This is a genomic window from Pseudomonas sp. S31 (assembly GCF_016648105.1).
GTDB lineage: Bacteria > Pseudomonadota > Gammaproteobacteria > Pseudomonadales > Pseudomonadaceae > Aquipseudomonas.
Map to the genome: position 1 here is coordinate 49,590 of NZ_JACVVE010000014.1, position 20,870 is coordinate 70,459.

The 20,870-nt window shown below is 63.3% G+C and carries 17 protein-coding genes; 6 read left to right on the plus strand and 11 right to left on the minus strand.

Translation table 11 applies throughout. From position 1 onward, the window contains the following. The first annotated feature begins 86 nt into the window (after positions 1-86). Positions 87-887 carry an IclR family transcriptional regulator gene (locus tag IAE37_RS12690; protein WP_201174104.1) on the plus strand — a complete coding sequence of 267 codons (801 nt, stop codon included), beginning with the start codon at positions 87-89 and terminating at the stop codon, positions 885-887. A gap of 72 nt (positions 888-959) precedes the next feature. Continuing rightward, positions 960-2,288 (plus strand): MFS transporter, encoded by a 1,329-nt coding sequence (locus IAE37_RS12695; RefSeq protein ID WP_201174108.1) that lies wholly within the window; start codon positions 960-962, stop codon positions 2,286-2,288. Here IAE37_RS12695 and IAE37_RS12700 read toward each other — a convergent pair. Genes IAE37_RS12700 through IAE37_RS12710 form a run of 3 tightly spaced genes read right to left on the minus strand, consistent with a single transcriptional unit; the run spans position 2,275 to position 4,625 of the window. Then, entirely contained in the window at positions 2,275-3,042 is a 768-nt protein-coding gene (locus tag IAE37_RS12700; RefSeq protein ID WP_201174110.1) for a hypothetical protein, read from the minus strand. The two genes, IAE37_RS12695 and IAE37_RS12700, sit on opposite strands and share 14 nt — an antisense overlap. 28 nt (positions 3,043-3,070) lie before the next feature. Further along, positions 3,071-3,388 (minus strand): nitrite reductase small subunit NirD, encoded by a 318-nt coding sequence (gene nirD / locus IAE37_RS12705; RefSeq protein WP_201174111.1) that lies wholly within the window; start codon positions 3,386-3,388, stop codon positions 3,071-3,073. A 22-nt stretch (positions 3,389-3,410) separates the two neighbouring features. Next, positions 3,411-4,625 carry an NAD(P)/FAD-dependent oxidoreductase gene (locus IAE37_RS12710; protein ID WP_201174112.1) on the minus strand — a complete coding sequence of 405 codons (1,215 nt, stop codon included), beginning with the start codon at positions 4,623-4,625 and terminating at the stop codon, positions 3,411-3,413. A 103-nt stretch (positions 4,626-4,728) separates the two neighbouring features. Here IAE37_RS12710 and IAE37_RS12715 point away from each other — a divergent pair, with 103 nt between their 5' ends. Further along, on the plus strand, positions 4,729-6,129 hold the full coding sequence (locus IAE37_RS12715) for an aminotransferase-like domain-containing protein (protein ID WP_201174113.1): 1,401 nt from the start codon (positions 4,729-4,731) through the stop codon (positions 6,127-6,129). Between the two features lie 302 nt (positions 6,130-6,431). Here IAE37_RS12715 and IAE37_RS12720 read toward each other — a convergent pair whose 3' ends face one another. Together IAE37_RS12720 and IAE37_RS12725 are read right to left on the minus strand one after the other, a co-directional pair. Then, the gene (locus IAE37_RS12720) at positions 6,432-7,637 is read right to left on the minus strand and encodes a CaiB/BaiF CoA transferase family protein (protein ID WP_201174114.1); all 1,206 of its coding nucleotides are present in this window, start codon (positions 7,635-7,637) and stop codon (positions 6,432-6,434) included. Between the two features lie 137 nt (positions 7,638-7,774). Next, positions 7,775-8,650: a LysR family transcriptional regulator gene (locus tag IAE37_RS12725; RefSeq protein WP_201174115.1), complete on the minus strand. Its 876-nt coding sequence runs from the start codon at positions 8,648-8,650 to the stop codon at positions 7,775-7,777. Positions 8,651-8,836: 186 nt separating this feature from the next. Between IAE37_RS12725 and IAE37_RS12730 the strand changes: the two genes are divergently transcribed. The 3 genes from IAE37_RS12730 to IAE37_RS12740 all read left to right on the plus strand — a co-directional run bounded on the left by IAE37_RS12730 (position 8,837) and on the right by IAE37_RS12740 (position 12,111). Next, entirely contained in the window at positions 8,837-9,700 is an 864-nt protein-coding gene (locus IAE37_RS12730; RefSeq protein WP_201174118.1) for an HpcH/HpaI aldolase/citrate lyase family protein, read from the plus strand. A 64-nt stretch (positions 9,701-9,764) separates the two neighbouring features. Next, the gene (locus tag IAE37_RS12735; RefSeq protein WP_201174121.1) at positions 9,765-11,114 is read left to right on the plus strand and encodes a 2-hydroxycarboxylate transporter family protein; all 1,350 of its coding nucleotides are present in this window, start codon (positions 9,765-9,767) and stop codon (positions 11,112-11,114) included. Positions 11,115-11,244: 130 nt separating this feature from the next. Continuing rightward, entirely contained in the window at positions 11,245-12,111 is an 867-nt protein-coding gene (locus IAE37_RS12740; protein ID WP_328822725.1) for an amidohydrolase family protein, read from the plus strand. Between the two features lie 107 nt (positions 12,112-12,218). Here the strand turns inward: IAE37_RS12740 and IAE37_RS12745 are convergent, their stop codons facing one another. The 6 genes from IAE37_RS12745 to IAE37_RS12770 form a co-directional block, all read right to left on the minus strand. Next, positions 12,219-12,947, minus strand: coding sequence for a transporter substrate-binding domain-containing protein (locus IAE37_RS12745; RefSeq protein WP_201174126.1), 729 nt, complete (start codon positions 12,945-12,947; stop codon positions 12,219-12,221). A gap of 75 nt (positions 12,948-13,022) precedes the next feature. Then, the gene (locus IAE37_RS12750; protein ID WP_201174128.1) at positions 13,023-14,276 is read right to left on the minus strand and encodes an OprD family porin; all 1,254 of its coding nucleotides are present in this window, start codon (positions 14,274-14,276) and stop codon (positions 13,023-13,025) included. Positions 14,277-14,389: 113 nt separating this feature from the next. Next, positions 14,390-15,706 (minus strand): MFS transporter, encoded by a 1,317-nt coding sequence (locus IAE37_RS12755; protein WP_201174131.1) that lies wholly within the window; start codon positions 15,704-15,706, stop codon positions 14,390-14,392. A 62-nt stretch (positions 15,707-15,768) separates the two neighbouring features. After that, positions 15,769-16,821: a lactonase family protein gene (locus IAE37_RS12760; RefSeq protein ID WP_201174247.1), complete on the minus strand. Its 1,053-nt coding sequence runs from the start codon at positions 16,819-16,821 to the stop codon at positions 15,769-15,771. Between the two features lie 254 nt (positions 16,822-17,075). Continuing rightward, positions 17,076-19,754, minus strand: a complete 2,679-nt coding sequence (gene acnA / locus IAE37_RS12765) for an aconitate hydratase AcnA (protein WP_201174133.1) — start codon at positions 19,752-19,754, stop codon at positions 17,076-17,078. Between the two features lie 148 nt (positions 19,755-19,902). Continuing rightward, entirely contained in the window at positions 19,903-20,790 is an 888-nt protein-coding gene (locus IAE37_RS12770; protein WP_201174134.1) for a LysR substrate-binding domain-containing protein, read from the minus strand. Between the last annotated feature and the right edge of the window lie 80 nt (positions 20,791-20,870).

The following is a 20,870-nucleotide window of genomic DNA, read 5'->3' on the forward strand; positions in this document are numbered from 1 at the left end:
TGTCTCCCGTACTGGCAACAGACCACTATCGAAGCCGGCCCGATCCCAGCTGAACTTCCAGCTGTACACCGCACTGCGAGACGCCGATGAACGACACCGACAACAACCTAGCCAGCGACAACGGTACATCGACCGTGAGGGCATTGAGCCGCGCCTTCCAGGTGCTGCGCATTCTCGCCCTCGGGCAAGAGCAAGGCATGCGTCTGGTCGACGTGGTGCGGCACACCCAGCTGTCTCGGCCAACGGTGCATCGCCTGCTGCATGCGTTGATGGACGAAGGTGCCGTCGAACAGGACCCAGGCACCCGGCGTTACCGGGTAGGCAGTGAAATCTCCATGCTGGCCCTGGCGCGGCCATCACGCTCGCCCCTGCGCAAGCTGGCCGAGCCGCACCTGCAGTACCTGAGCGATCAGCTGGGCGACACCGTGTTCATTACCGTGCGAAGCGGCAGGGACTCGGTATGCCTGGACCGTCGACTCGGGACGTTCCCGATCAAGGTCATGTCCATCGACGTCGGCACCCGCCGCCCGCTGGGCGTGGGAGTCGCCGGCGTGATGCTGCTGTGCGGCTTGCCGGACGACGAAGCGGCCTACCTGCTGCAGCTGAACGAGGCACGCCTGCAGGCCTGCAACCTGACCATCGATGAGGTCAAGGCCAGGCTCGCGGCCGCCCGCGAGAAAGGATTCGCCTACACCTCCCAGGGCGTGACCAAGGGCACAGCCGCCCTGTCGGTACCGATCTACGGCACAGCCGGGGACATCGTCGCCGCACTCAGCGTCGCTGCGGTTGCCGGCAACCTGACGCAGGACGATGTCGCCGCCACGGCTGCGGTGCTCAGCGAACAGGCCTTGCAGATCAGCAAACGGCTCAAGGCGCTTGGGCACTGACTCACCGCTTCGAGCGCCCCTCTGGCCACCGTCATACAGATTGTTCCACACAAGAATAAGAGGAACTGAAACATGAGCGCCGACACACGTCACGCTATCGCCCAACCGACCCTGGCCGGGTCCGAGGATGTCCTGAAAAAGGTCGCCTGGCGCATCCTGCCATTTCTGTTCATCAGCTACGTGCTGTGCAACATCGACCGCTCCAACGTCGCCATCGCGCATTTGCAGTTCAGTGCCGAGATCGGCCTGAGCGCCGCGCAATACGGCCTTGGTGCCTCATTGTTCTTCATTGGCTACATCCTTTTCGAAGTGCCCAGCAACATGATGCTCGAACGCTTCGGCGCACGGGTCACGCTCACCCGCATCATGGTGCTCTGGGGACTGGTCACCGCAGGGTTCATGCTGGTGCAGAGTGTCGGCGCGTTCTACCTCGCGCGCATCCTGCTAGGTATCGCCGAAGCAGGTTTCCTGCCCGGCATGATTCTCTACCTCAGCTACTGGTTTCCCGCCTCACGGCGTGGGCGCATCACCTCGTGGTTCACCCTTGGCATCCCGGTGGCCGGGGTGATCGGCAGCCCGCTGTCGGGCTTCCTGATGACCCACTTCGACGGTTGGCATGGGCTCAGCGGCTGGAAATGGATGTTCATCATCGAAGGGGGCATCACCGTGTTCGTGGGCCTGCTGGCGTGGTTCATGCTCGATGACCGCCCCGCCACCTCCAAGCGCCTCTCGGCCGAAGAGAAAAGCCTGCTGAACAAGGCGATCGAAGCCGAGCACGTGGTAAAACCCGGCGCCCCGGAGGGTCCGGTCAAACTGCTCGCCACCCTGCGTTCCCCGATCACCTTGTCGCTGGGTTTCGTGTACTTCTCCATCGTCATGTCGATGGTCGTGCTCAACTACTGGGCGCCTTCGTTCATCAAGGAGTCCATCGGCGGCAGCACCCGCGACATCGCCTGGTACTCCGCCGGCCTGTATGCCGTGGGGGCGATCGGCATGCTGGTGCTGGGTTGGCTGTCGGACCGCTTCATGCTGCGCCGCGCCTTCGTTGGCGCATCGCTGATCGCCGGGGCACTGACCTACGCCGTCATCGCTTCGCAAGCGGTATCGGGCATGGCGGCCTACGCGGTGCTGAGCCTTGCAGCCTTCTTCACCTACGGCTCGATGCCGGTGTTCTGGAGCATCCCGGCCTCGGTACTGAGCAAGAAAGCCACGGCCGTGGGCATTGCAGCGATCAGCGCACTGGCCAACTTCGCCGGCATGATCGGCCCGGTCGTCATCGGCTGGTCGAAAAGCGTTACCGGGTACTACGCCGCTGGGGTCTACCTGCTGGCCGTGACCATGCTCCTCGGCGCCGTGGTGGTGCTGGTCAGGCGGGGCAAGCAGCCGATCACAAGCGCTTGAGCGAGCTCTGCAGATCGGCGAAACGGTAGGATTCGGTGACCCGCCCATCGATCTTGAGCGCGGCACGATCGCGCTCGGCCTGCTCGCGCATGGCCTCGCTGATGTTGATGTTCAGCGCTATCTGGCGGGGCATGAAATCGGCATCCGTCTCCTTGACCGGCACCGCCGTCTTTTGCAGCTGGGCGATACTCTGCTCGGACAGTTGGGTCGGGTGGATGATGCGCTGCACATCACGCTCGCTGCGTCGGTCATTGCTTCTGATGGTGAAGTCCGGCGCGGCCATCCGGCCGTTCGGGCTGTACATCACCGCCGTGACGAGCCGATCCAGCGCGCAGTCTTCCTCCTTGCGCCGGTGGGTGATATCACGCACCGGGCGCTCCGGCAGCGCCAGGCGGGTGATGCCGAAATCATTCAGGGCACCGAGCACTTCACAAGGGTCGGCGGGCACCTGCACCTCGCGCCGGGCAGGCCAGAAATCGAAGTTACCGTGCCCTCCCCACCAACCGCCCACGTGGATGGCGAAGATCTCTGGATAGACCTTGCGTTCGCTCCTGCGAACCGGCTTCGAATCGTAGAAGCACATGCACGCCAGCTGGATCAGGTGAGTCGCGCCGAGTGCGGCCAGCGGCTCGTAGATCAGGATGCCCAGGCGATCATGGGCAGCCCAGTTGGCGAACACATCACCACTGCCGGCGGGCTTGCCGTCCAGCTCGACCTCGTAGAAATCGGTTCTCAACGCGTCGATCACATGCATACGGGTTCCTCGCGGGTGGATGTTCGACTCAGGCCGGGATGATGCATTGGACTTCACCGGCCTCGACGCGCACGGCATAGGTTTTCAGGGCGCATTCGGCCGGCCCCTCCAGCACGGCACCGGTCTGGATATCGAAACGGGCGCCATGCAGCGGGCATTCGATCTCGGTCCCTTCCAGCCAACCGTCCGACAACAGCGCATAGGCATGAGGGCAGACATTCTCGGTGGCGAAGTAACGATCATCGACTCGGTACACGGCGATCATCCTGCCATCGACTTCGCAGGCAAACGCAGTATCGGGCGGCACCTGTTCGGCATCGCAGACTTTGGCCCAGACAGCTTCCATCAGACAACCCTCCTTCCCGGGATCATTTCCCTGTTGTTGTTTGCGCCGACTTCAGGGCCGAAGCGTAGATTTCAGCCAGGGGCTCGTTACGCTTCATCGCCCGCCTGATCGCCGAGATGTCCCTGTTGCGGTTCGCGCCAATGGCGCACACCAATCGATCGTCGCTGCTCCAGCCCATCGCCAGCCACTGGTCGGTGTGGACATCGCCCAGGTAGGCGTACTTGCTGGCCAGCTGTGGGATGCCCAGGCACTGGATGGCGCTGGTGTATTGGTCGGACGATAACCAGGGCATCTCGCCATAGGCAGCCGAGCGATCTCCCGCAGCGGCGCTACCGGCCACCCCGCCCTGCTCCCCGGCCGCGGTCCAGGACTCGGAGCGGGTGTGCACGCCGAGCTGCGTCACCGGGTAGCGGGTCACCTCCCCCGCCGCAAAGATGTTGGGATCCTGGGTCGCGCAGTTTCTGTCGACAACGACACCATCATCGACGTCCAGGCCGCAGGTGCCGGCGAGTTCCGCGTTCGGCTGAACCCCGATGCCCACCACTACCACATCGGCGAGCACCGGGCCGGCAGACGTCTGCACCAGGGTTTTTCCGGCAGCGCCACGTTCGATCGCGTTGACATTCACTTGCAACTGAAGCTCCACCCCGTTACCGGTGTGCAGCGCTTGCGCCCAGCGGCTCAGCGCCTGGCACCCCGTGCGGGCGAGCAGCTGCGGCTGCGCCTCGAGGACCGTCACCCGGCAGCCGCGCTGGCGAGCGGCAGCTGCGACTTCAAGGCCGATGAAGCCGCCGCCGATGATCACCACATGGGCATGGCTGGCCAGCACGCTGCGTAGCGCCAGCGCATCTTCGAAGGTTCTCAGATAGTGGACAGGCGCCTGGGCTACCTCGGCAGACAGCTTCCTGACCCGGGAGCCGGTGGCGATCACCAGCTTGTCATAGGCCAGTGACTGGCCGGTATCGAGGTGCAGGCGCGCTGCCTCGCGGTCGATCTCGCCCACCGCTGCGCCGCTGATCCACTCGATACGCGACTCGGTGCGCAAGCCCAGGTCCGCGAGCAGGCTCGGCGATGAATCGTCGCCAAGCAGAAAGCGCTTGGACAGGTGCGGCCGGTCATACGGCAGTTGCCGCTCGTTGCTGACCATGGCAAGCCGCGCCTGCGGCTTGGCGGCCAGCAGGCTTCTGGCCGCTCGATGGCCGGCCGGCCCGCCGCCGACGATGACGAACTGCTCCATGGCACCCTCCCGAGATCGCTGATGGAGGGACTCTAACGGGCGGTCTCCTGTACTACAATGCACACATTTTCACGATTACAAGTAGTACAGATTGGGAGTCGAGATGCCGCGATTCAGAGAGATCGCCGAGCTGCTGCGCAAACGTATCGATACCGGCCTGATTGCCCCAGGCGACAAGCTGCCCTCCTTGCGTCGACTCGCCAGCGACACCGGCTGCAGCGTCGTCACCGTGTACCGCGCCTACGAGCTGCTCGAGTCGCAGGGCCTGTGCCAGTCCCGCGACCGCTCCGGTTTCTACCTGTGTGGTCCGACCAAAGCCAGCGTTCAGCGCTTCGCCAAGGACATGCCGGTGATGCCGGCAGACACCGTCCGGGCACTGGATGGGGCAGTTGCCGGCCGGCACTTTCACGCCCGGGCAGCGGCAGCCACATTGCCCGCCGCCGACCTCGTCGCCATGCAGGGCCTGAACAAGTTGCTGCGCCGCACGTTGCTGCGCGCCCACTCGCCGCTGGACCACGCGCCTGATGGCGACCCGGAACTGATCACGGCGATCCTGCAACGGGCCGGGCGGAGAGAGCTCTACCCAGGGCCCGAACAGGTGATCCTCACCCGCTCGGCGATGGAGGGGTTCAATCTCTGCCTCGACAGCCTGGTGCAAGACGCCGGCCCCGTCCTGGTCGAAAGCCCCTCGTTCCACCCGGTGCTGGAAAGCCTGCGCCACCGTGGCATCAAGGCGCTGGAAATCTACTCGCACCCGCAACAGGGCATCGACCCTGAACAGTTCGAGCACATCCTCAAGACCACGGGCGTGAAGCGCTGCGTATTGATGGGCTGCAACCGCTTCCCCACCGGCGTGACCTACACGCGGGACACCCTGGAGCGACTGGTGCGCGCCGCCCGCCAGCACGACGCTGTGATCATCGAAAACGACATGACTGCGGAACTGGGCTACGGCGAGCTACGCAGCCCCTCGCTTGGCGAGTTCGACAGCGATGGCCGGATCGTGCAGTTCGGTGGCACCACTTCGTACCTGTCGTCTGCTTTCGAGATCGGCTGGGTCATGGCGGGCAGGCACACCCGCCAACTGAGCACCAACCGCCATCTTGGCGCCACCCACTTGCCGCACCCGGCACTGCAGGGGGCACTCGCCGAATACCTGAAGGGGCGCAAGATCGAGCGCGACCTGCGCGACACCTGCCTGAAGCTGAAGCAGCGGATGAGCCAGGGTATCGAGTTGCTCAAGGCCTCGTCGGCGGGAAGGGTTGTCGTCTCCTCCCCGGATGGCGGTTACATGTGCTGGGTCAGAGGGCCACGAGGTTTCGACTCGATGAAGCTGGCCACGACTGCGAGCCATGACCTCTTCGATTTCATACCTGGACCTTTCTTTTCGCCCGCGGGGTCGTTTTCGAACTTCATGGCGCTGAATTTCTCGGCGCCCTGGACGGCTGAACGCATCGAGAAACTGCAGCGACTCGTCGAGCGGGTGTTCGACCGCCAGGAGTGAGCGTGAGTTGACGCCCGTCCACTCAACAATGCGCATGCCAAGCCTTCGACCAAACCGCTCAAGAGGAGCGGTCATTGATGGGTTGTCATGGCGAAACCGAGTAGAAACAGGGTCAAGGCTGCTCGCCAGCGAGGAAAGCCTTGCTGATACTCCGGAAGCTCTCATGGCCGGCACTGCGCAACGATTCGAAGACCACCCTCTCACGGGTCACGCACTGGACACCCGCCGCGCTCATCCGTTGCAACCCTGCCGCATGGTTGTACTTGCTGCGGCTGGACGTAGCATCGGAGGCGGGAGGAGTTTCACAACACTGCGCCTCTCAGCCGCAGACCAGCAACCTGCTCGCAATTGAAACCTGCCGCTGCCAGCACCCGGTCGGAATCAGCGCCGAATTGCGGTGCAGCATACGGCACTCGGCCAGGGGTACGACTGAAAGTGGTTGCACGGGTGAAGCCCCTGTAGCGGCCAAGCTCCGGGTGCTCGAAATCCGCGACGAGCGCTTCGGACTGGCATTGCGGATGGTCGAACATCTCGTCTACTCGACGCGCAGCGGCGCATGGCACCTGCTCGCCAAAAATGACTTCCCACTCCAGCGCCGAATGCTGGGCAAGCGCCTCGTGCAATTGGGGCACGATCACCTCGACCTGTTCGGCCCGCTTGCGCACCGTGTCGAAACGGGCGTCGTGGAACAGGTGTTGCAAACCGGTCTTCTCACACAGCGCCTGCCAGAAATGCGGCGTATTGGCGGAGATGTAGAGGTGTCCTTCGCGGGTAGGATGAATGCCGGTAATGCCGCCCGAGCGCATGTCGCGGTCGATTTCCTGCGCTTCGCCTTCAGCCCATACCAACCGGGCAGACTGCATCGCCAGGGCGCTGCGCAGCAGCGAAACGCCAACTTCCTGCCCCTTGCCCGAGCGCTCGCGCTCGTACAGTGCAGAGGACACCGCGCCGGCCACCATCGCCGCCGCGTAGTAGTCGACGACCGAACCATAGAGGATTTCCGGCGGGCAACCTGGCTTGGCCTGGGCCGAGCACATGCCGGTCATGGTCTGCAGCACTTGGTCGTATCCGGCCTTGTTCTGCAACGGGCCGGTATCGCCGTAGCCACTCACCGCGCAGTACACCAGGCGCGGATTGATACGGCTCAAGTCGGCATAGCCGATACCCAGGCGCGCCGGCACCGCTGGGCGAAAGTTGTGGACCAGGACGTCGGCGCTGCGCACCAGCCTGTATAGGACCTCCAGCCCTTCGGCGGTTTTCAGGTCGAGCGCGATGCCCACTTTGCTGCGGTTGACACCCAGGAAGGCGCGGCTCTCGTTGGCGAGTGTGGAGGGGTATCGACGCAGATTATCGCCCAGCGGCGGCTCGATCTTGATTACCGTTGCGCCCTGGTCCGCCAGCAACGAGCAACCGTAAGGGCCGGCGATGTACGCACTGAGATCCAGGACGGTGATACCGGCAAGCGGCCCGGCAGGGGTGGAGTGATCGACGTTCAGGGCTGGTTTCACTTGGCTTCTCCGATCTTGTTATGGCTGCACGGCGGGCAGCGCTCACGCCGCTGCCGTGGTGAGTCGGACCATTTTGCGGAGGCCAAGAGTTAAATAAAATGGCTTTTTAATATATTCAAAATCAATAAAAACTGGACTCATACCGATTGCATTTGCAACGCCAACTCATGGCGAAGGACGTCGATCAGCCGCGCCTTGGCGGTGTTGCGCTTCCATAAAAGCCCGATGGGTCGAGATAGGCCAGGTGCCGGCAAGGGGATTTGCGCCAGCTCATCGAGGCCTGCATGCAGGGGCCGCCAGCGCGGCACCAATGACACCCCAAGGTTGCCACGAACCATGGCGGCAATGGCGTCGAGCGCATCGATCTCGAAGCGCTCATGGGGTTGGATACCGGCCTGCAACAGGTACTTCGCGGCCATCACTCCGCCCCAGGAACTGCGGTGGTAACGGATGAATGGCTGTGTAGCCAGCAATTCGTGGGGGTCGACGTTCGCCAACTCCCTGGGTGCCAGCACCACGAAAGGCTCGTCGCTGACCGGCTGCCAGGTGAACTCCTTGGGCAACTCGAACTGTGGCTTGACCAGCAAGGCGATATCGATCTGGCCCGACACCACTTTCTGATACAGCTCGGTCGAGAACGCCGGCTCGAGGTGCGGGTGCAGATGAGCGTAGTTCTGGATGAGGTTGGCCAGCACGTTGGGCACCAGGTAACTCAACGCCGTGGTAATGCAGCCGATCCGCAATTCGCCCACGACGCTATCCAGGGCAGCGATCGCCCGTAGCTCCCCTGCCCTCGCCAGCAGCTCCCTGGCCGGCTCCAACAACGCCTGACCGGCACCGGTGAGCTGCATGCGCCTGCCTGCACGGGTCAGGATCGGCTGCCCCAGTTCGTTCTCCAGCGCCTTGATTCGCTGAGCGACTGCGGTCGGCGTCAGGTTCAGCTTGCGAGCCGCCGCAGCGGTGGAGCCGAGCTCGGCGACTTGCAGGAAACTGTCTAGATAGCGAGTGTCCATAGTGAACTTTTGTTGGATTTTGAAGATAAGAAAAACTACTTTAACTGCATTTTTGTTTTTTGCAACATACGGTCGCCAGCCATCTGAAGCGCTGGTTACCAACAACAACGCTGAAGATGACTGCCCCATCCTTCAGCCCGGCATGACGTTCCAGGCGTCAGGCTGGCCAATAGTGAGATGCCCACAATGCGCAGCAAACTCTTTGTTCCGGGTTCGCGCCCTGAGCTATTCGATAAAGCCATGGGCTGCGCCGCTGACGCCCTCAGTTTCGATCTTGAAGATGCCGTGGCTGCGGGTTCGAAAGTTCAGGCTCGCGAACAGCTGCGTGATTATCTGAGCCGCCCGCGCCTGACCGACAAGACCCTGATCGTTAGAATCAACGCGCAAGACACGGCGTATTACGCCGACGATCTGAGAGCGCTGGTCAATTGCAACATCGATATCGTCAACCTGCCCAAGGTCGAGTCGGCCGAACAGATCATCCGCCTGGCCGAAGACCTGCAGCAGCTCGAGGCGCAATGCCGACGCACCTCACCGCTGAAGATCCTGGCCAACATCGAATCCCCGCGCGGCCTGCGCCTGGCCAGCGAGATCGCGGCGGCCCATCCACGTGTCATGGGGCTGCAACTGGGCTTTGCCGATTTGCTCGAACCCCTGGGAATCGATCGTCATGAACCGCGCCTGATTCAAGCCATCCAGCTGACGGTGCGGCTGGCAGCCGGTGAAGCCGGCATTGCCGCCTACGATGCGGCTTACCCCTCCATCAAGGATCCGGCCCTATACGCCGCCGAGGCGCGCTATGCCAGGCAACTGGGCTTCACCGGCAAATCCTGTATCCACCCCACCCAAATCGAGATGGCCAACGAAGCGTTCCTGCCTTCGGACGCCGAAATCGAAAAAGCCCGACGCATCGTTGCCGCCGCAGAACAGGCCGCAGCCGACGGCATGGGCGCCTACCAGGTCGATGGCCAGATGGTCGACGGGCCATTCGTGGTCCGTGCCGAGCAAATCCTGCTGCAAGCCCGCCAGGCAGGGCTGCTTCAACACTGAAACCGAGGCCCGCCCACGAGCGAGCAGATAGATCCCGAACCTACAACAATAATGAGGTTTCACCATGTCCATGACCCCGGATATCGCGAAGCGCGCTGTGCCCATTGAAACCACTCCTGAAAGCGGCCTGTGGCATAGGCTGTTCCAGATCCATGTCAGCTTCATTCCGCTTCCGGTCTACATCGTGCTGTGCGTGCTGGTTGCAAGCATCGTTGCCGTCGGCAAGGTCGGTACCGACCTGATGACGATGATCGCCATCATCGGCCTGGGCGGCGCTACCTGCGCGGAAATCGGCAAGCGTATTCCCTACCTCAACAAGATCGGCGGTGCAGCTATCATCTCTGCTTTCCTGCCGTCGTACCTGGTGAGCATTGGCTGGGTACCGGATGCGGTCACCACCTCTGTCACCAGCTTCACCAAGTCGAGCAACTTCATCTACCTGTTCGTCTCTTCCGTGGTGGTCGGCAGCATCTTCACCATGGACCGCGACATGATCATCAAGGGCTTCGCGAAGATCTTCCTGCCGTTGATGGTGGGTTCGATCCTGGCATTCGTCACCGGTGGCCTGGTCGGCATGGCGGCGGGCCTGGACCTGAAGCAGGTGCTGTTCTTCGTCAGCGTACCGGTGATGGGCGGCGGCCTCGGTGAAGGTGCGATCCCGCTCTCGGTGGGCTACGGGGAAGTCATGGGCATCGAGTCTGGCAAGGTCCTCGCGCAGGTGCTGCCAATCATCCTGCTGGCCAACCTGTTCGCCATCGTCCTGTGCGGCGTCATGAGCGCGGTGGGCAAGCGCTTCCCGCACCTGACCGGTAACGGCCGCTTGCAGGTGGGTGAAAGCGGCCCGGAACTGGCGACGAAAGCCGAGGCGCCGCAACAAGGGCTGAACATCGAGTGGGTGATCGCCGCCGGCATGAGCGCGGTCACGCTGTACCTGGCCGGTGTCTTGCTGCACCAGTTGTTCGGGCTGCCTGGGCCTGTCTGCATGCTGTTCCTGGCGGTGCTGCTGAAGCTGTGCAACGGCGTACCGAAGCGCCTGGAAGAAGGCTCGCGCACGCTGTTCAAGTTCTTCATGGCTTGCGTCACCTACCCGCTGCTGTTCGCCAACTCGATTGCGGTCACCCATTGGCACGAGCTGATCTCGGCGTTCCATGTCGCCAACCTGCTGGCGATCTTCACCACGGTGCTGACGTTGATTCTGGTCGGTTTCGCCATGGCCCGCCGCCTGGGGCTGCACCCGGTCGAGGCCGGTATCGTCAACGGCTGCCACAGCGGCCTGGGTGGCACCGGCGACGTCGCCATCCTCACCGCTGCCGGGCGCATGGAACTGATGCCGTTCGCCCAGATCGCCACGCGCATCGGCGGGGCGATCACGGTCATGGCAGCGCTGCTGATCTTCGCCCACGTTGGGCCCTGATGCCTGCCACTGCCTTGATTACCTTGAGGACATACCCATGACCGCCAATACCAGTCGTCGAAATTTTCTGTCAGGCACCTGCGCGGCCGCTCTATGGTTGGTTTCCGAACGCGTACTCGCAGGAACGCCAGTGCCAGCCGCCGCCAGCATCCCCAACTCCAGCGCATCGCAGCGCCCCCGTCTGCGTGTGCAGGCAGGCGCCTGCGACGCACATATTCATATCATCGACCCGGGCTTCGCACCTGCCGTCGCCGGTACCCCCGCGGTCGCTGGCATGTCGGTCGACGACTATCGTCAGCTCCAGCGCAGCAATGGCACGACCCGTGTCGTGATCGTCCAACCCAAATACTACGGGACCGACAACCGTTGCACCCTGGACGCCGTCGCGCGCTTCGACGGTCAGGCTCGCGGTATCGCGGTGGTTCACCCGTCCATCAGCGAGGCCGAACTGGAGCGGCTGGCTGCCGGCGGCATTCGTGGCTTGCGCTTCAGCCTGTGGAATCCCAAGGACACGGTGACCACGCCCGAGATGATCCTGCCCTTGGCCGAGCGTATCGCTGCATTGGGTTGGCATATCCAGTTGCACCTGTCCGGCGACCAGATCGTCCAACACCAGGCCCTGCTCGACAAGGTCAAGGTACCGATGGTCTTCGATCACATGGGGCGCCTGCCGCCCGCCCAAGGGACCGCGCACCCTGCGTTCGCCATGATCGGACGCTGGCTCGACGCTGACCGTGCCTGGGTGAAGTTGTCCGGGGCCTACCTCAATACCGCCGAAGGCGGCCCTGGATACGCCGACGCCTCACGCGTTGCACGGGCATTCGTCAAGGCGGCCCCCGAACGCCTGGTGTGGGGCAGTGACTGGCCGCATATCACCGAACAACGGCATAAGCCTGACGATTCGCTGCTGCTCGACCTGATCAGTGGTTGGGCGAGTACCGCCGAGACCCAGCGCATACTGATCGAGAACCCGCAAGCCTTGTATGGCTTCCATTGAAAAATGGCGGGATCCAACCGGTTGTCGAGGATCTGACCAGGCCTTGGCGATCACGGCCATGGCCCTGGCCGTGATCGCATTCGACCGCAAGCGGGTGATCGGGTCAGTCAGCGCGGGGCACTGACATCGGTCTGCCCGGTAGCCAGTAACGCCCCCCGGACAAAACCACTGCGCAGGCTGCGCTCGACGAAATCACGCACGTACGCGGCGGCTGCATCATTGCCCCTGGGCACCGCCATGGCTTGGCGGATAGCCGTGAAGGCGCCATCGAGCACCCGATAGCGCGCGTCCGCGTCCGCCACTTTCTGCAGGGGCTGGCGAACACCAGCCGCCGCATCCAGGCCTTGCTCGATGAACAGGTCGACGGCCCCGGCCGAGGTTTCGGCGCGCACCAGTTCGGCATGCTCAAGCGTGCGGCTCAGGTACAGGTCGTAAGCCGCCCCTTTGCCAACGGCCAGGCGCAGGCCTGCAGCGTCCAACTGATCGACGCTGGCGAACGGCGCCTCCTGCTTGACCAGGTAAGTACCCTCGATCAGCACATAGGGCTCACTGAAGAAGATCTGCGCTTCGCGAACCGGTTCGATGGCCAGGAAGGCCAGGCTCCAGGCACCCTCCTCCAGCGCCGCGAAGACTTTGCCGGCGGCATCGAAGGTACGCATGTTCAGGGTGACGCCGAGTTCTTCGGCCAGTGCCTTGGCCAGGGCGACCGAGACGCCCTGGGGCTCGCCGTCGGGTCCGCGTTGGGCGAGGACGGGGTTGCCGAAGTTGATGGCGGCGGTGAGGATGCCGTTGGGGGCCAGTTCGGCCAGGAGGGCTGGGGTGATCGAGGTGGACATTTGGATCTCCGGTTTTCTGTGAGGGCCTCTTCGCGGCTGAAGCCGCTCCTACAGGGACCGCGTAGGAGCGAGGCCTCACCAGATGGGTAAGGTGTAGGACACGATCAGGCGGTTCTCGTCGGTGCCGCGGGCGAAGTTGGAGCGGTACGCCGCATTACGCCAGCGAATGCCCACGTTCTTCAATGCCCCCGACTGGAACACGTAGGCGATATCGGTGTTGCGTTCCCACTCGCGACCTTCTTCGTCGCTGGTGGCGGGGTCGGCGTGGTCCCCCTTGACGTAGCGGGTCATGAAGGTTAGGCCGGGGATGCCGATCGCGGCGAAGTTGTAGTCGTAGCGCAACTGCCAGGAACGCTCGCCAGGCTCGGCGAAGTCGTTGAGCTGGATGTAGTTGGCGAGGTAGGGGTCAGTACCGTTGAGGAACGGCATCGACGTATCGCCATTCATTTTCTGCAGCCCCAGACCAAAGGCGTGGCCCCCCAGGCTGTAGGTGAACATGCCGCTCAATGCGCCGCTTTCGATGGCACCGGCCCGGGCGTTGCCGGCATCGTCGCTGAGCATGTAGCGCAGGTCGCTCTTGAGCTTGCCCGGGCCGATGCTCCAGCTGTGATTGATGCCGAAGAAGTTCTGCCGGTAAACGTCCTGCAGCTCGGCGTACTGGTAGCTCAGGGTGAGCGTCTTGCTCAGCGCATAGTCGGCGCCGCCGACCCAGTAGTCATCCCCTTCCACGGCACCGGCAAAGCGCCGGTTCTTGTTGTTGAGGGTGATCTTCTGCGCATCGGTGGAGTCGCGGTCGGTCATGCGGTTGAAGCGTGCGCCGGTCAGGGTCAGGCCTTCGATTTCGCTGCTGGTCAGCAGGCCGCCCTCGAAGGTCTGCGGCAGGATGCGCCCGGTGTTGGCCTGCACGGTGGGCAGTTTGGGGATCAAGGTGCCGTACTTGAGCTCGCTCTGCGACACCTTGACCTTGGCGGTCAGGCCCAGGCGGCTGAATTCGTCCGCTGCACGGCCGTCATCGTGGACCGGCAACAGGCCGGTGCCAGCGCGATCTGGGCTGGAATCGAGCTTGATGCCGAGCATACCCAGCGCATCCAGGCCGAAGCCGACGGTGCCCGGTGTGTAGCCGGAGCGAAAGTCCAGCAGGAAACCCTGGGCCCATTCTTCACGTGTGGATTGCCCGCTGCCATCGCGAAAATCGCGGTTCAGGTAATAGTTCTGCATCTGCAGGTCGAGCTTGCTGTCTTCGACGAAGCCCTCTGCACTGGCAGCGCCAACGATCACGCAAGGAGACAGGGTGACAAGAGTACGCAGGATGTTCTTGTTGTTGTGCATCTGGCGATTTCCATCTGATTGGCACGAGACTGCCCGGCCCGGGGCATGGCACCGGGCAGTGAAAGGAAACGGAACGGGTCAGTGAGGGGGCCAGGTTGCGGCCCCCTTCAGGATCAGTGGGCCGAGGCGGCCACTGGCTGATCGGGGTCTTTATTGGTGACGCGCATCAGTGCCGTCATCAGGAAGGCGATGACCAGCAGTGCGCTGAGAAACAGCAAACCGGTGGCGGCACTCTGGCTGCTGCCTTTGACCACCCCGATCATCGACGGCCCGACAAAACCGCCAAGGTTGCCGATGGAGTTGATCACGGCAATCGACACTGCGGCAGTGGCACGGTCGAGGAACAGCGTGGGCAGTGCCCAGAACGGCGACTTGAAGCTGTACAGGCCAGACAGCGCCACACAGATCATGGCCATCGAGGCCAAAGCGCTGGGCAGCATGCCGGCACCGATCAGGCCAAGTGCGGCGACCGCCAGCGGAATGGCCGAGTGCATCTTGCGCTCGTTGCGCCGGTCCGAACTACGCGACCAGATGATCATCACAGCGGTGGCGACAATGTACGGGACCATGGCAATCAGGCCGATCTGGGTATGGCTCAGGTCGCTGGAGAAGCCCTTGATGATCTGCGGCATCCAGTAACCGACGCCCAGGCTGCCGCACTGGTAGACGAAGTAGATGAAGGCCAGGTACAGCACCTTCTTGTTGACCATGGTTTGCAACACGCCCAACCGCTTGACGTTCTTGCGGCTCTGGCGGTCGCGCTCGAGTTCGGCCAGCAGCCAGTCCTTTTCCTGCTGGGTCAGCCATTTGGCCTGCTCGGGCTTGTCGGTCAGGAACAGGAAGCAGGCGATGCCGAGGAAGACGGCCGGCACGCCCTCGAGGAACAGCATCCAGCGCCAGCCGCTCCAGTCGAACCACTTGATGTTGTCCATGATCCAGGTGGAAAGCGGTGCACCGATGATGTAGCTGACCGGAATCGCGGCGGTGAACAGTGCCACGGTGGTGGCCAGTTCCTTGGCGCGGAACCAGTAGGTCAGGTAGACGATCACGCCTGGGAAGAAGCCGGCTTCGGCCACGCCGAGGAAGAACCGCAGCACGTACAGCTGGTTGGCCGTCTGGGCAAACGCGGTGGCGGCGGCAATCGCCCCCCAGGTCACCAGGATGCGGGCGATCCAGACCCGCGCACCGTACTTGTTGAGCATGACGTTGCTCGGTACTTCGAACAGGAAGTAGCCGATGAAGAAGATCCCGGAGATGAAACCGAACGCCTCGCTGGTCAGGGCGAGTTCCTTGTTCATTTCCAGGGCGGCGTAACCGATGTTGGCGCGGTCAAGGTAAGAAACGATATAGAGCAGGAACATGAAGGGGATGATGCGCAGGGTGACTTTGCGCACCGTAGCCTGTTCGTCGACAGTTTTGTTGTTGTTCATAAGTACCTCATCGAGGGCAAGCCGTGGCTTGCCCCTTTAATTGTTATCGATGCAACGGAACATCAGGCAGAAAAGATCATGCACACCGGACTGCCGGTCGAAGCCGAAAAGCCGGTCTTTTTCAGCGCGCCGGTTTGCCGGTCCACTGCAAACGAGACGATGCTGTCGCTGTCCTCGTTGAGGGCGAACATGAAGCGCTGGTTGGGGGTCAGGGAGAAGAAGCGCGGCGTCTTGCCTTCGCTCGGTACGTACTCGACCGGACTGAGCAGGCCACTGCCCTGGTCGATGGCGAACACCGCGATACTGTCGTAGCCACGGTTGGAGGCGTACAGGAAGCGGCCACTGCGGTCGACCTCGATCTCCGAGGCGCGGCTGTTGCCGGTGAAAGTCGCAGGCAGCGACGACAACACCTGCAGCGGGCTCAGTGCACCGCTGGCCGCGTCGAAGCGGTAGCTGGTGACGGTCGAGTCCAGTTCGTTGATCACATAGGCGAAGCCGGCCTTCGGGTGCATGGCGATGTGACGTGGGCCGGAACCCTCGCGGGTCACGGCGAACGGTTGCTCGGCCGGGTGCAGCTTGCCATTGTCGAAACGGAAGCTGAAGACCCGATCCAAGCCCTTGTCCGGCACCAGCACGAAGTTGCCCGAGGCGTCGAACGGGTTGAAATGCGGCTTGGCGAAAGGTTGCTCGACACGGTGCGGGCCCAGCGGGCCTTCCAGCTTCACCAGTTGATTGACGCTGCCCAGGGCCCCGTCTTCGCCAACGTTGAGGACGGCCAGCGAGCCCGTGATGTGGTTGGACACCACCATGAAGCGTTCGCTCGGGTCCAGTGCCAGGTGCACGGGGTTCTTGCCTTCGCAGCTGGTCCGGTTGAGCAGGCTGAGCTTGCCGCTTTGCTTGTCGACCGTGAAGGCACTGACTTCGCTGCGGTCACCGTGCACGCTGTACAAGCGGTCGCCAGCGCGGTTCAAGGCCAGGAAGGAAGGGTTGACCAGGTCACCGACCACCTGGACCTTTTCCAGCGTGCCCGCCTGCTGGTCGAGCCGGTAGACGGTGATGCCATCACCACGCGCATTGCGCTCCCGGGTGGTGCGCGATCCGACATACGCGAACATAGGGGTGTTTCTCCCGCTTGCAGAATGATTCGAAGACAAGGCGCTTGCCGCACTGACCATGCCAGCAGGCAACATCGCGCCCAACAGGCCCAGCCCGGTGGCGGCGCCCAGTCGTTTGAGGATGATGCGTCGGCCCACGTCCGTGTGCTCTGCGCTCACGGCATCGGGCGCGACAACAGAGGGTTGTTCGCGGTGCATGGGTTGTCCCTTTTGTTGTTGTTTTCAGGTGGCCCCAGGTATCGGGGCCGTGGGTGTCAGCGCCGGGTGCGCGCGACCACCTTGCGAATCACGAAGGGCAGCACGCCGCCGTTGCTCAAGTAGCGCACTTCCTGCTGTGAATCGATACGGGCGATGACCTTGAACGGGTCGCGGCGGCCATCAGCCCGGCGAATGATCAGGCCGATCTCGTTCTGACCCACCACCAACTCGTCGAGGCCGACGAAATCGAACGCTTCTGAGCCGTCCAGATGCAGATCCTCGACGCTCTGACCTGGCTGGAACACCAGTGGCAGCACGCCCATGCCGATCAGGTTGCTGCGGTGGATACGCTCGATGCTCTGCGCCACCACCGCCTTGACCCCAAGCAGGGCCTGGGCCTTGGCCGCCCAGTCGCGGCTGGAGCCGGCGCCATAGTTGATCCCGGCGAACACCACCATGGGCGTGTGCTGGGCGGCGTAGCTCTTGGCCGCCTCGTACAACGGCAGGCACTCGCTGTGATCGGCATTCCAGGCCCAGGCGCCCTGCCCTGGCTGCGATTCCCCGAGCAGACGGTTCTTCACCGACTTGTTGGTGAAGGCGCCGCGCAGCATGACTTCGTGGTTGCTGCGGCGGGTGGAGTACTGGTTGAGGTCCTGCGGGTCTTCACCGCGCTCCAGCAGCCATTGGCCGGCCAGGCTGTTGGCCGGAATGGCCCCCGCCGGTGAAATATGGTCGGTGGTGACGTTGTCGCCCAGCACCATCAGTGCACGGGCACCGCTGATCGCCAGGGACGCCTTGGGTTCGGCCTGGATACCGGCCAGGTATTGCGGGCGACGCAGGTAGGTCGATTGTGAGCTCCACGGGAACTGCACGCTGCCCTCGGCCGACAGAGCCTGCCAGTGGTGGGTGCCGTTCCAGACGGTGGCCAGGCGCTGCTGGAAGAACTCGGGCTTGACCACACGAGCGACCTGCGCGGCGATCTCGGTATCCGATGGCATCAGGTCGTGCAGGTACACCGGTTGGCCCTCGGCATCGGTGGCCAACGGCTGCGTGGTCAGGTCGATATCGATGCTGCCGGCGATGGCATAGGCCACGCATAGGGCGGGCGAAGCCAGGTAACCGGCCGGCACCTTGGGGTTGACCCGGCCTTCGAAGTTCCGATTGCCCGACAGCACCACCACACCTTTGAGGCCCTGGTCGGCGAACGCCTCGACAGGCTCTTCGAGCTTGCCGGAGTTGCCGATGCAGGTCATGCAGCCGAAACCGGCCAGGTCGAAGCCCAGCGCGGAGAAGTCCTCCAGCAACCCGGCCTCGGCCAGGTAGTCCGCCACCACCCGGGAACCAGGCGATAGCGACGTCTTGACCCAGGGCTTGCGCTGCAGGCCCAGGCTGCGGGCTTTACGGGCCACCAGGCCGGCCTGGATCATCTGCGCCGGGTTGGCGGTATTGGTGCAACTGGTGATGGCGGACATCACCACGGCCCCGTGAGTGATTGGCTGACCGAACGAAGGCTCGAAGAAGCGCTGCTCCTGCGGCGCATCGATCAGCTTGCCAGCGCCGAGCACTTCTTCATGGAAGGACGCGCCAGCCCTGGACAGCGGCTGACGCTGGTGCGGCTGGTGCGGGCCGGCGACGCTGGGTTCGATGCTGGCCAGGTCGAGCTCGATCAGCTCGTCGAACTGCGGCTCGGGCAAGTCGTCTCGGCGCCACAGCGGCTGGGCACGCATGTAGCTGACCACCTGCTCGCGCAGTTTCGCCGAGCGGCCGCTGAGTTCCAGGTAGGCCAGGGTTTCGTCGTCGAACGGGAAGAACACCACTGTGGCGCCGTACTCCGGGGCCATGTTCGACACGGTGCCGCGGGCGGCCCAGCTCAGGGTGGAAAGGCCAGGGCCGGTGAACTCGACGAACTTGCCGACCACCGAACGCTGACGCAGGATCTCGGCCACGTGCAGCGACAGGTCGGTGGCAGTCACACCTGGGCGCAGGGCATTGGTGACACGAATGCCGATCACCTTGGGGAAGCTGATCGGCACCGGCTCACCCACCATCGCCGCCTGCCCTTCCAGGCCGCCGACGCCCCAGCCCAATACGCCAATGGCATTGATCATCGGGGTATGGCTGTCGGTGGCGACCATGTCGTCCGGGTGCAGCAGGCGCTCACCGTTTTCGCCCGGGGTTTCCCAGACCACCTGGGCCAGGGCCTCCATGTTCATCTGGTGAATGATACCGGTGCCCGGCGGGATCACCCCGAAGTTGTCCAGGCTCTTCTGCGCCCACTTGATGAAACGATAGCGCTCGCTGTTGCGACGGAAATCGATGTCCAGGTTCTGCTCGACCGCATCGGCCTCGGCGAAACGCTCGACGATCACCGAGTGGTCGATGGTCAGCACTGCTGGGATCAGGGGGTTCATCGCCTGCGGGTCGCCACCCAGCTCGGCGACCACATCACGCATGCCGGCGAAGTCGGCCAGTGCCGGCAGGCAGGTGGTGTCGTGGAACATCAGCCGGTTCGGCTGGAAAGGCACTTCGCAATCTGGGCCCTGGCCAATGGCCCGCGCCAGCACCGACGGCAATGCCTGGGGCGAGCAGCGCGCGACGTTCTCCAGCAGAATGCGCAGGGAGTACGGCAGCTTGGTCAGTTGGCTGTGATCGAGCATCTTGCTCAGGTCGACGATGGTGAAGACGTCGTCGTTGATCACCAGGGGGCTGAAGAGGTCGCAGGCAGTCTCGGTCATGCTGGAATCGCTCGGCTTCTTATAATGTTCACAGGCCCTGCGCAAGGCAGGCGGCACTGGGGATGAGCCGATACTACGAGCAGGCAGGCTGGATGAAAATTGGTCAATCGCCATAGCAGCGTTCTCCAAACGAGAACGCTGAGAAACGTCAGCCGGGCAGCCTGAGATGGTCGATGAAGGTCTTCAACGTGGGGGATGCGGCGTCGTACTTACGCAACACCAGCATCAGCGTGCGCCGCGCCCAAGGCTCGCTGAGCGTGACTGCCTTCAGCTTATGGCTGCGCAAGTACTGATTGATAACGCTGCGCGGCAGCACGGCGATCCCCAGACCATTTGAGACCATGCGACACATGCAGTCGAAGCTGCTGATGCGGATGCGCAGCTTGAGGGCCATGCCCAGCTTGTCGGCCTCACTGGTCAGCAAGGTATTCATCGAGCTTTCCAGGTGCGGGCCGACGAACTCGTGCTCCAGCACCTCTTTGAAACCGATCGACTTGCGTGTCGCCAACGCATGCCCACCGGGCACTACCAAGGTCAACTCATCGTGCCGGTAGGCAAAGGTCTCGAGACCTTCGGCAGCGGTCTGCTCAGCGATGATGCCCAAGTCTGCTCGACCGTCGGCGACCGCGCGAATCACCGCCGAACCCACACGCTCCTCGATGTCGAACTTGATCTGTGGGTACAGCGCAGCGAACTCCGCCACATCCTGGGGTAGGAACTGGGACAATGCCGAGGTGATGGCATGCACCCGGATATGCCCCTTCACACCACTGGCGTAACCACTGAGCTCGCTGTCCAGCTGGGCCATGGTCTGCTTCAACTGACGGGCGTAGAACAACAAGGATTGCCCCGCAGGGGTCAGCTCCACGCCGCGCGCATTGCGCAGCAGCAGCGGCGAGCCGATCTGCGCTTCCAGTTCACTGATCCGCTTGCTGATCGCCGACACCGCGACATGCTTGATCCGCCCGGCACGCGTGAGGTTGCGCTCCTGGGCGACGGTGATGAAAAGGTCCAGGCTGGTGAGGTCGTAACGCACGAAGTAATCCTTGAGGGCTGTGCCGCAGCACGCTGATGACGCCGCCAACAGTTCGTACTCGATTCGCGCTATCTGCACAG

Coding starts and splice junctions, on each gene's coding strand:
- acnA (WP_201174133.1), bottom strand. CDS start 19,754: ATGACCGAGACTGCCTGCGACCTCTTCAGCCCCCTGGTGATCAACGAC.
- IAE37_RS12710 (WP_201174112.1), bottom strand. CDS start 4,625: ATGGAGCAGTTCGTCATCGTCGGCGGCGGGCCGGCCGGCCATCGAGCG.
- IAE37_RS12695 (WP_201174108.1), top strand. CDS start 960: ATGAGCGCCGACACACGTCACGCTATCGCCCAACCGACCCTGGCCGGG.
- IAE37_RS12750 (WP_201174128.1), bottom strand. CDS start 14,276: ATGCACAACAACAAGAACATCCTGCGTACTCTTGTCACCCTGTCTCCT.
- nirD (WP_201174111.1), bottom strand. CDS start 3,388: ATGGAAGCTGTCTGGGCCAAAGTCTGCGATGCCGAACAGGTGCCGCCC.
- IAE37_RS12725 (WP_201174115.1), bottom strand. CDS start 8,650: ATGGACACTCGCTATCTAGACAGTTTCCTGCAAGTCGCCGAGCTCGGC.
- IAE37_RS12700 (WP_201174110.1), bottom strand. CDS start 3,042: ATGCATGTGATCGACGCGTTGAGAACCGATTTCTACGAGGTCGAGCTG.
- IAE37_RS12690 (WP_201174104.1), top strand. CDS start 87: ATGAACGACACCGACAACAACCTAGCCAGCGACAACGGTACATCGACC.
- IAE37_RS12735 (WP_201174121.1), top strand. CDS start 9,765: ATGTCCATGACCCCGGATATCGCGAAGCGCGCTGTGCCCATTGAAACC.
- IAE37_RS12745 (WP_201174126.1), bottom strand. CDS start 12,947: ATGTCCACCTCGATCACCCCAGCCCTCCTGGCCGAACTGGCCCCCAAC.
- IAE37_RS12715 (WP_201174113.1), top strand. CDS start 4,729: ATGCCGCGATTCAGAGAGATCGCCGAGCTGCTGCGCAAACGTATCGAT.
- IAE37_RS12730 (WP_201174118.1), top strand. CDS start 8,837: ATGCGCAGCAAACTCTTTGTTCCGGGTTCGCGCCCTGAGCTATTCGAT.
- IAE37_RS12755 (WP_201174131.1), bottom strand. CDS start 15,706: ATGAACAACAACAAAACTGTCGACGAACAGGCTACGGTGCGCAAAGTC.
- IAE37_RS12760 (WP_201174247.1), bottom strand. CDS start 16,821: ATGTTCGCGTATGTCGGATCGCGCACCACCCGGGAGCGCAATGCGCGT.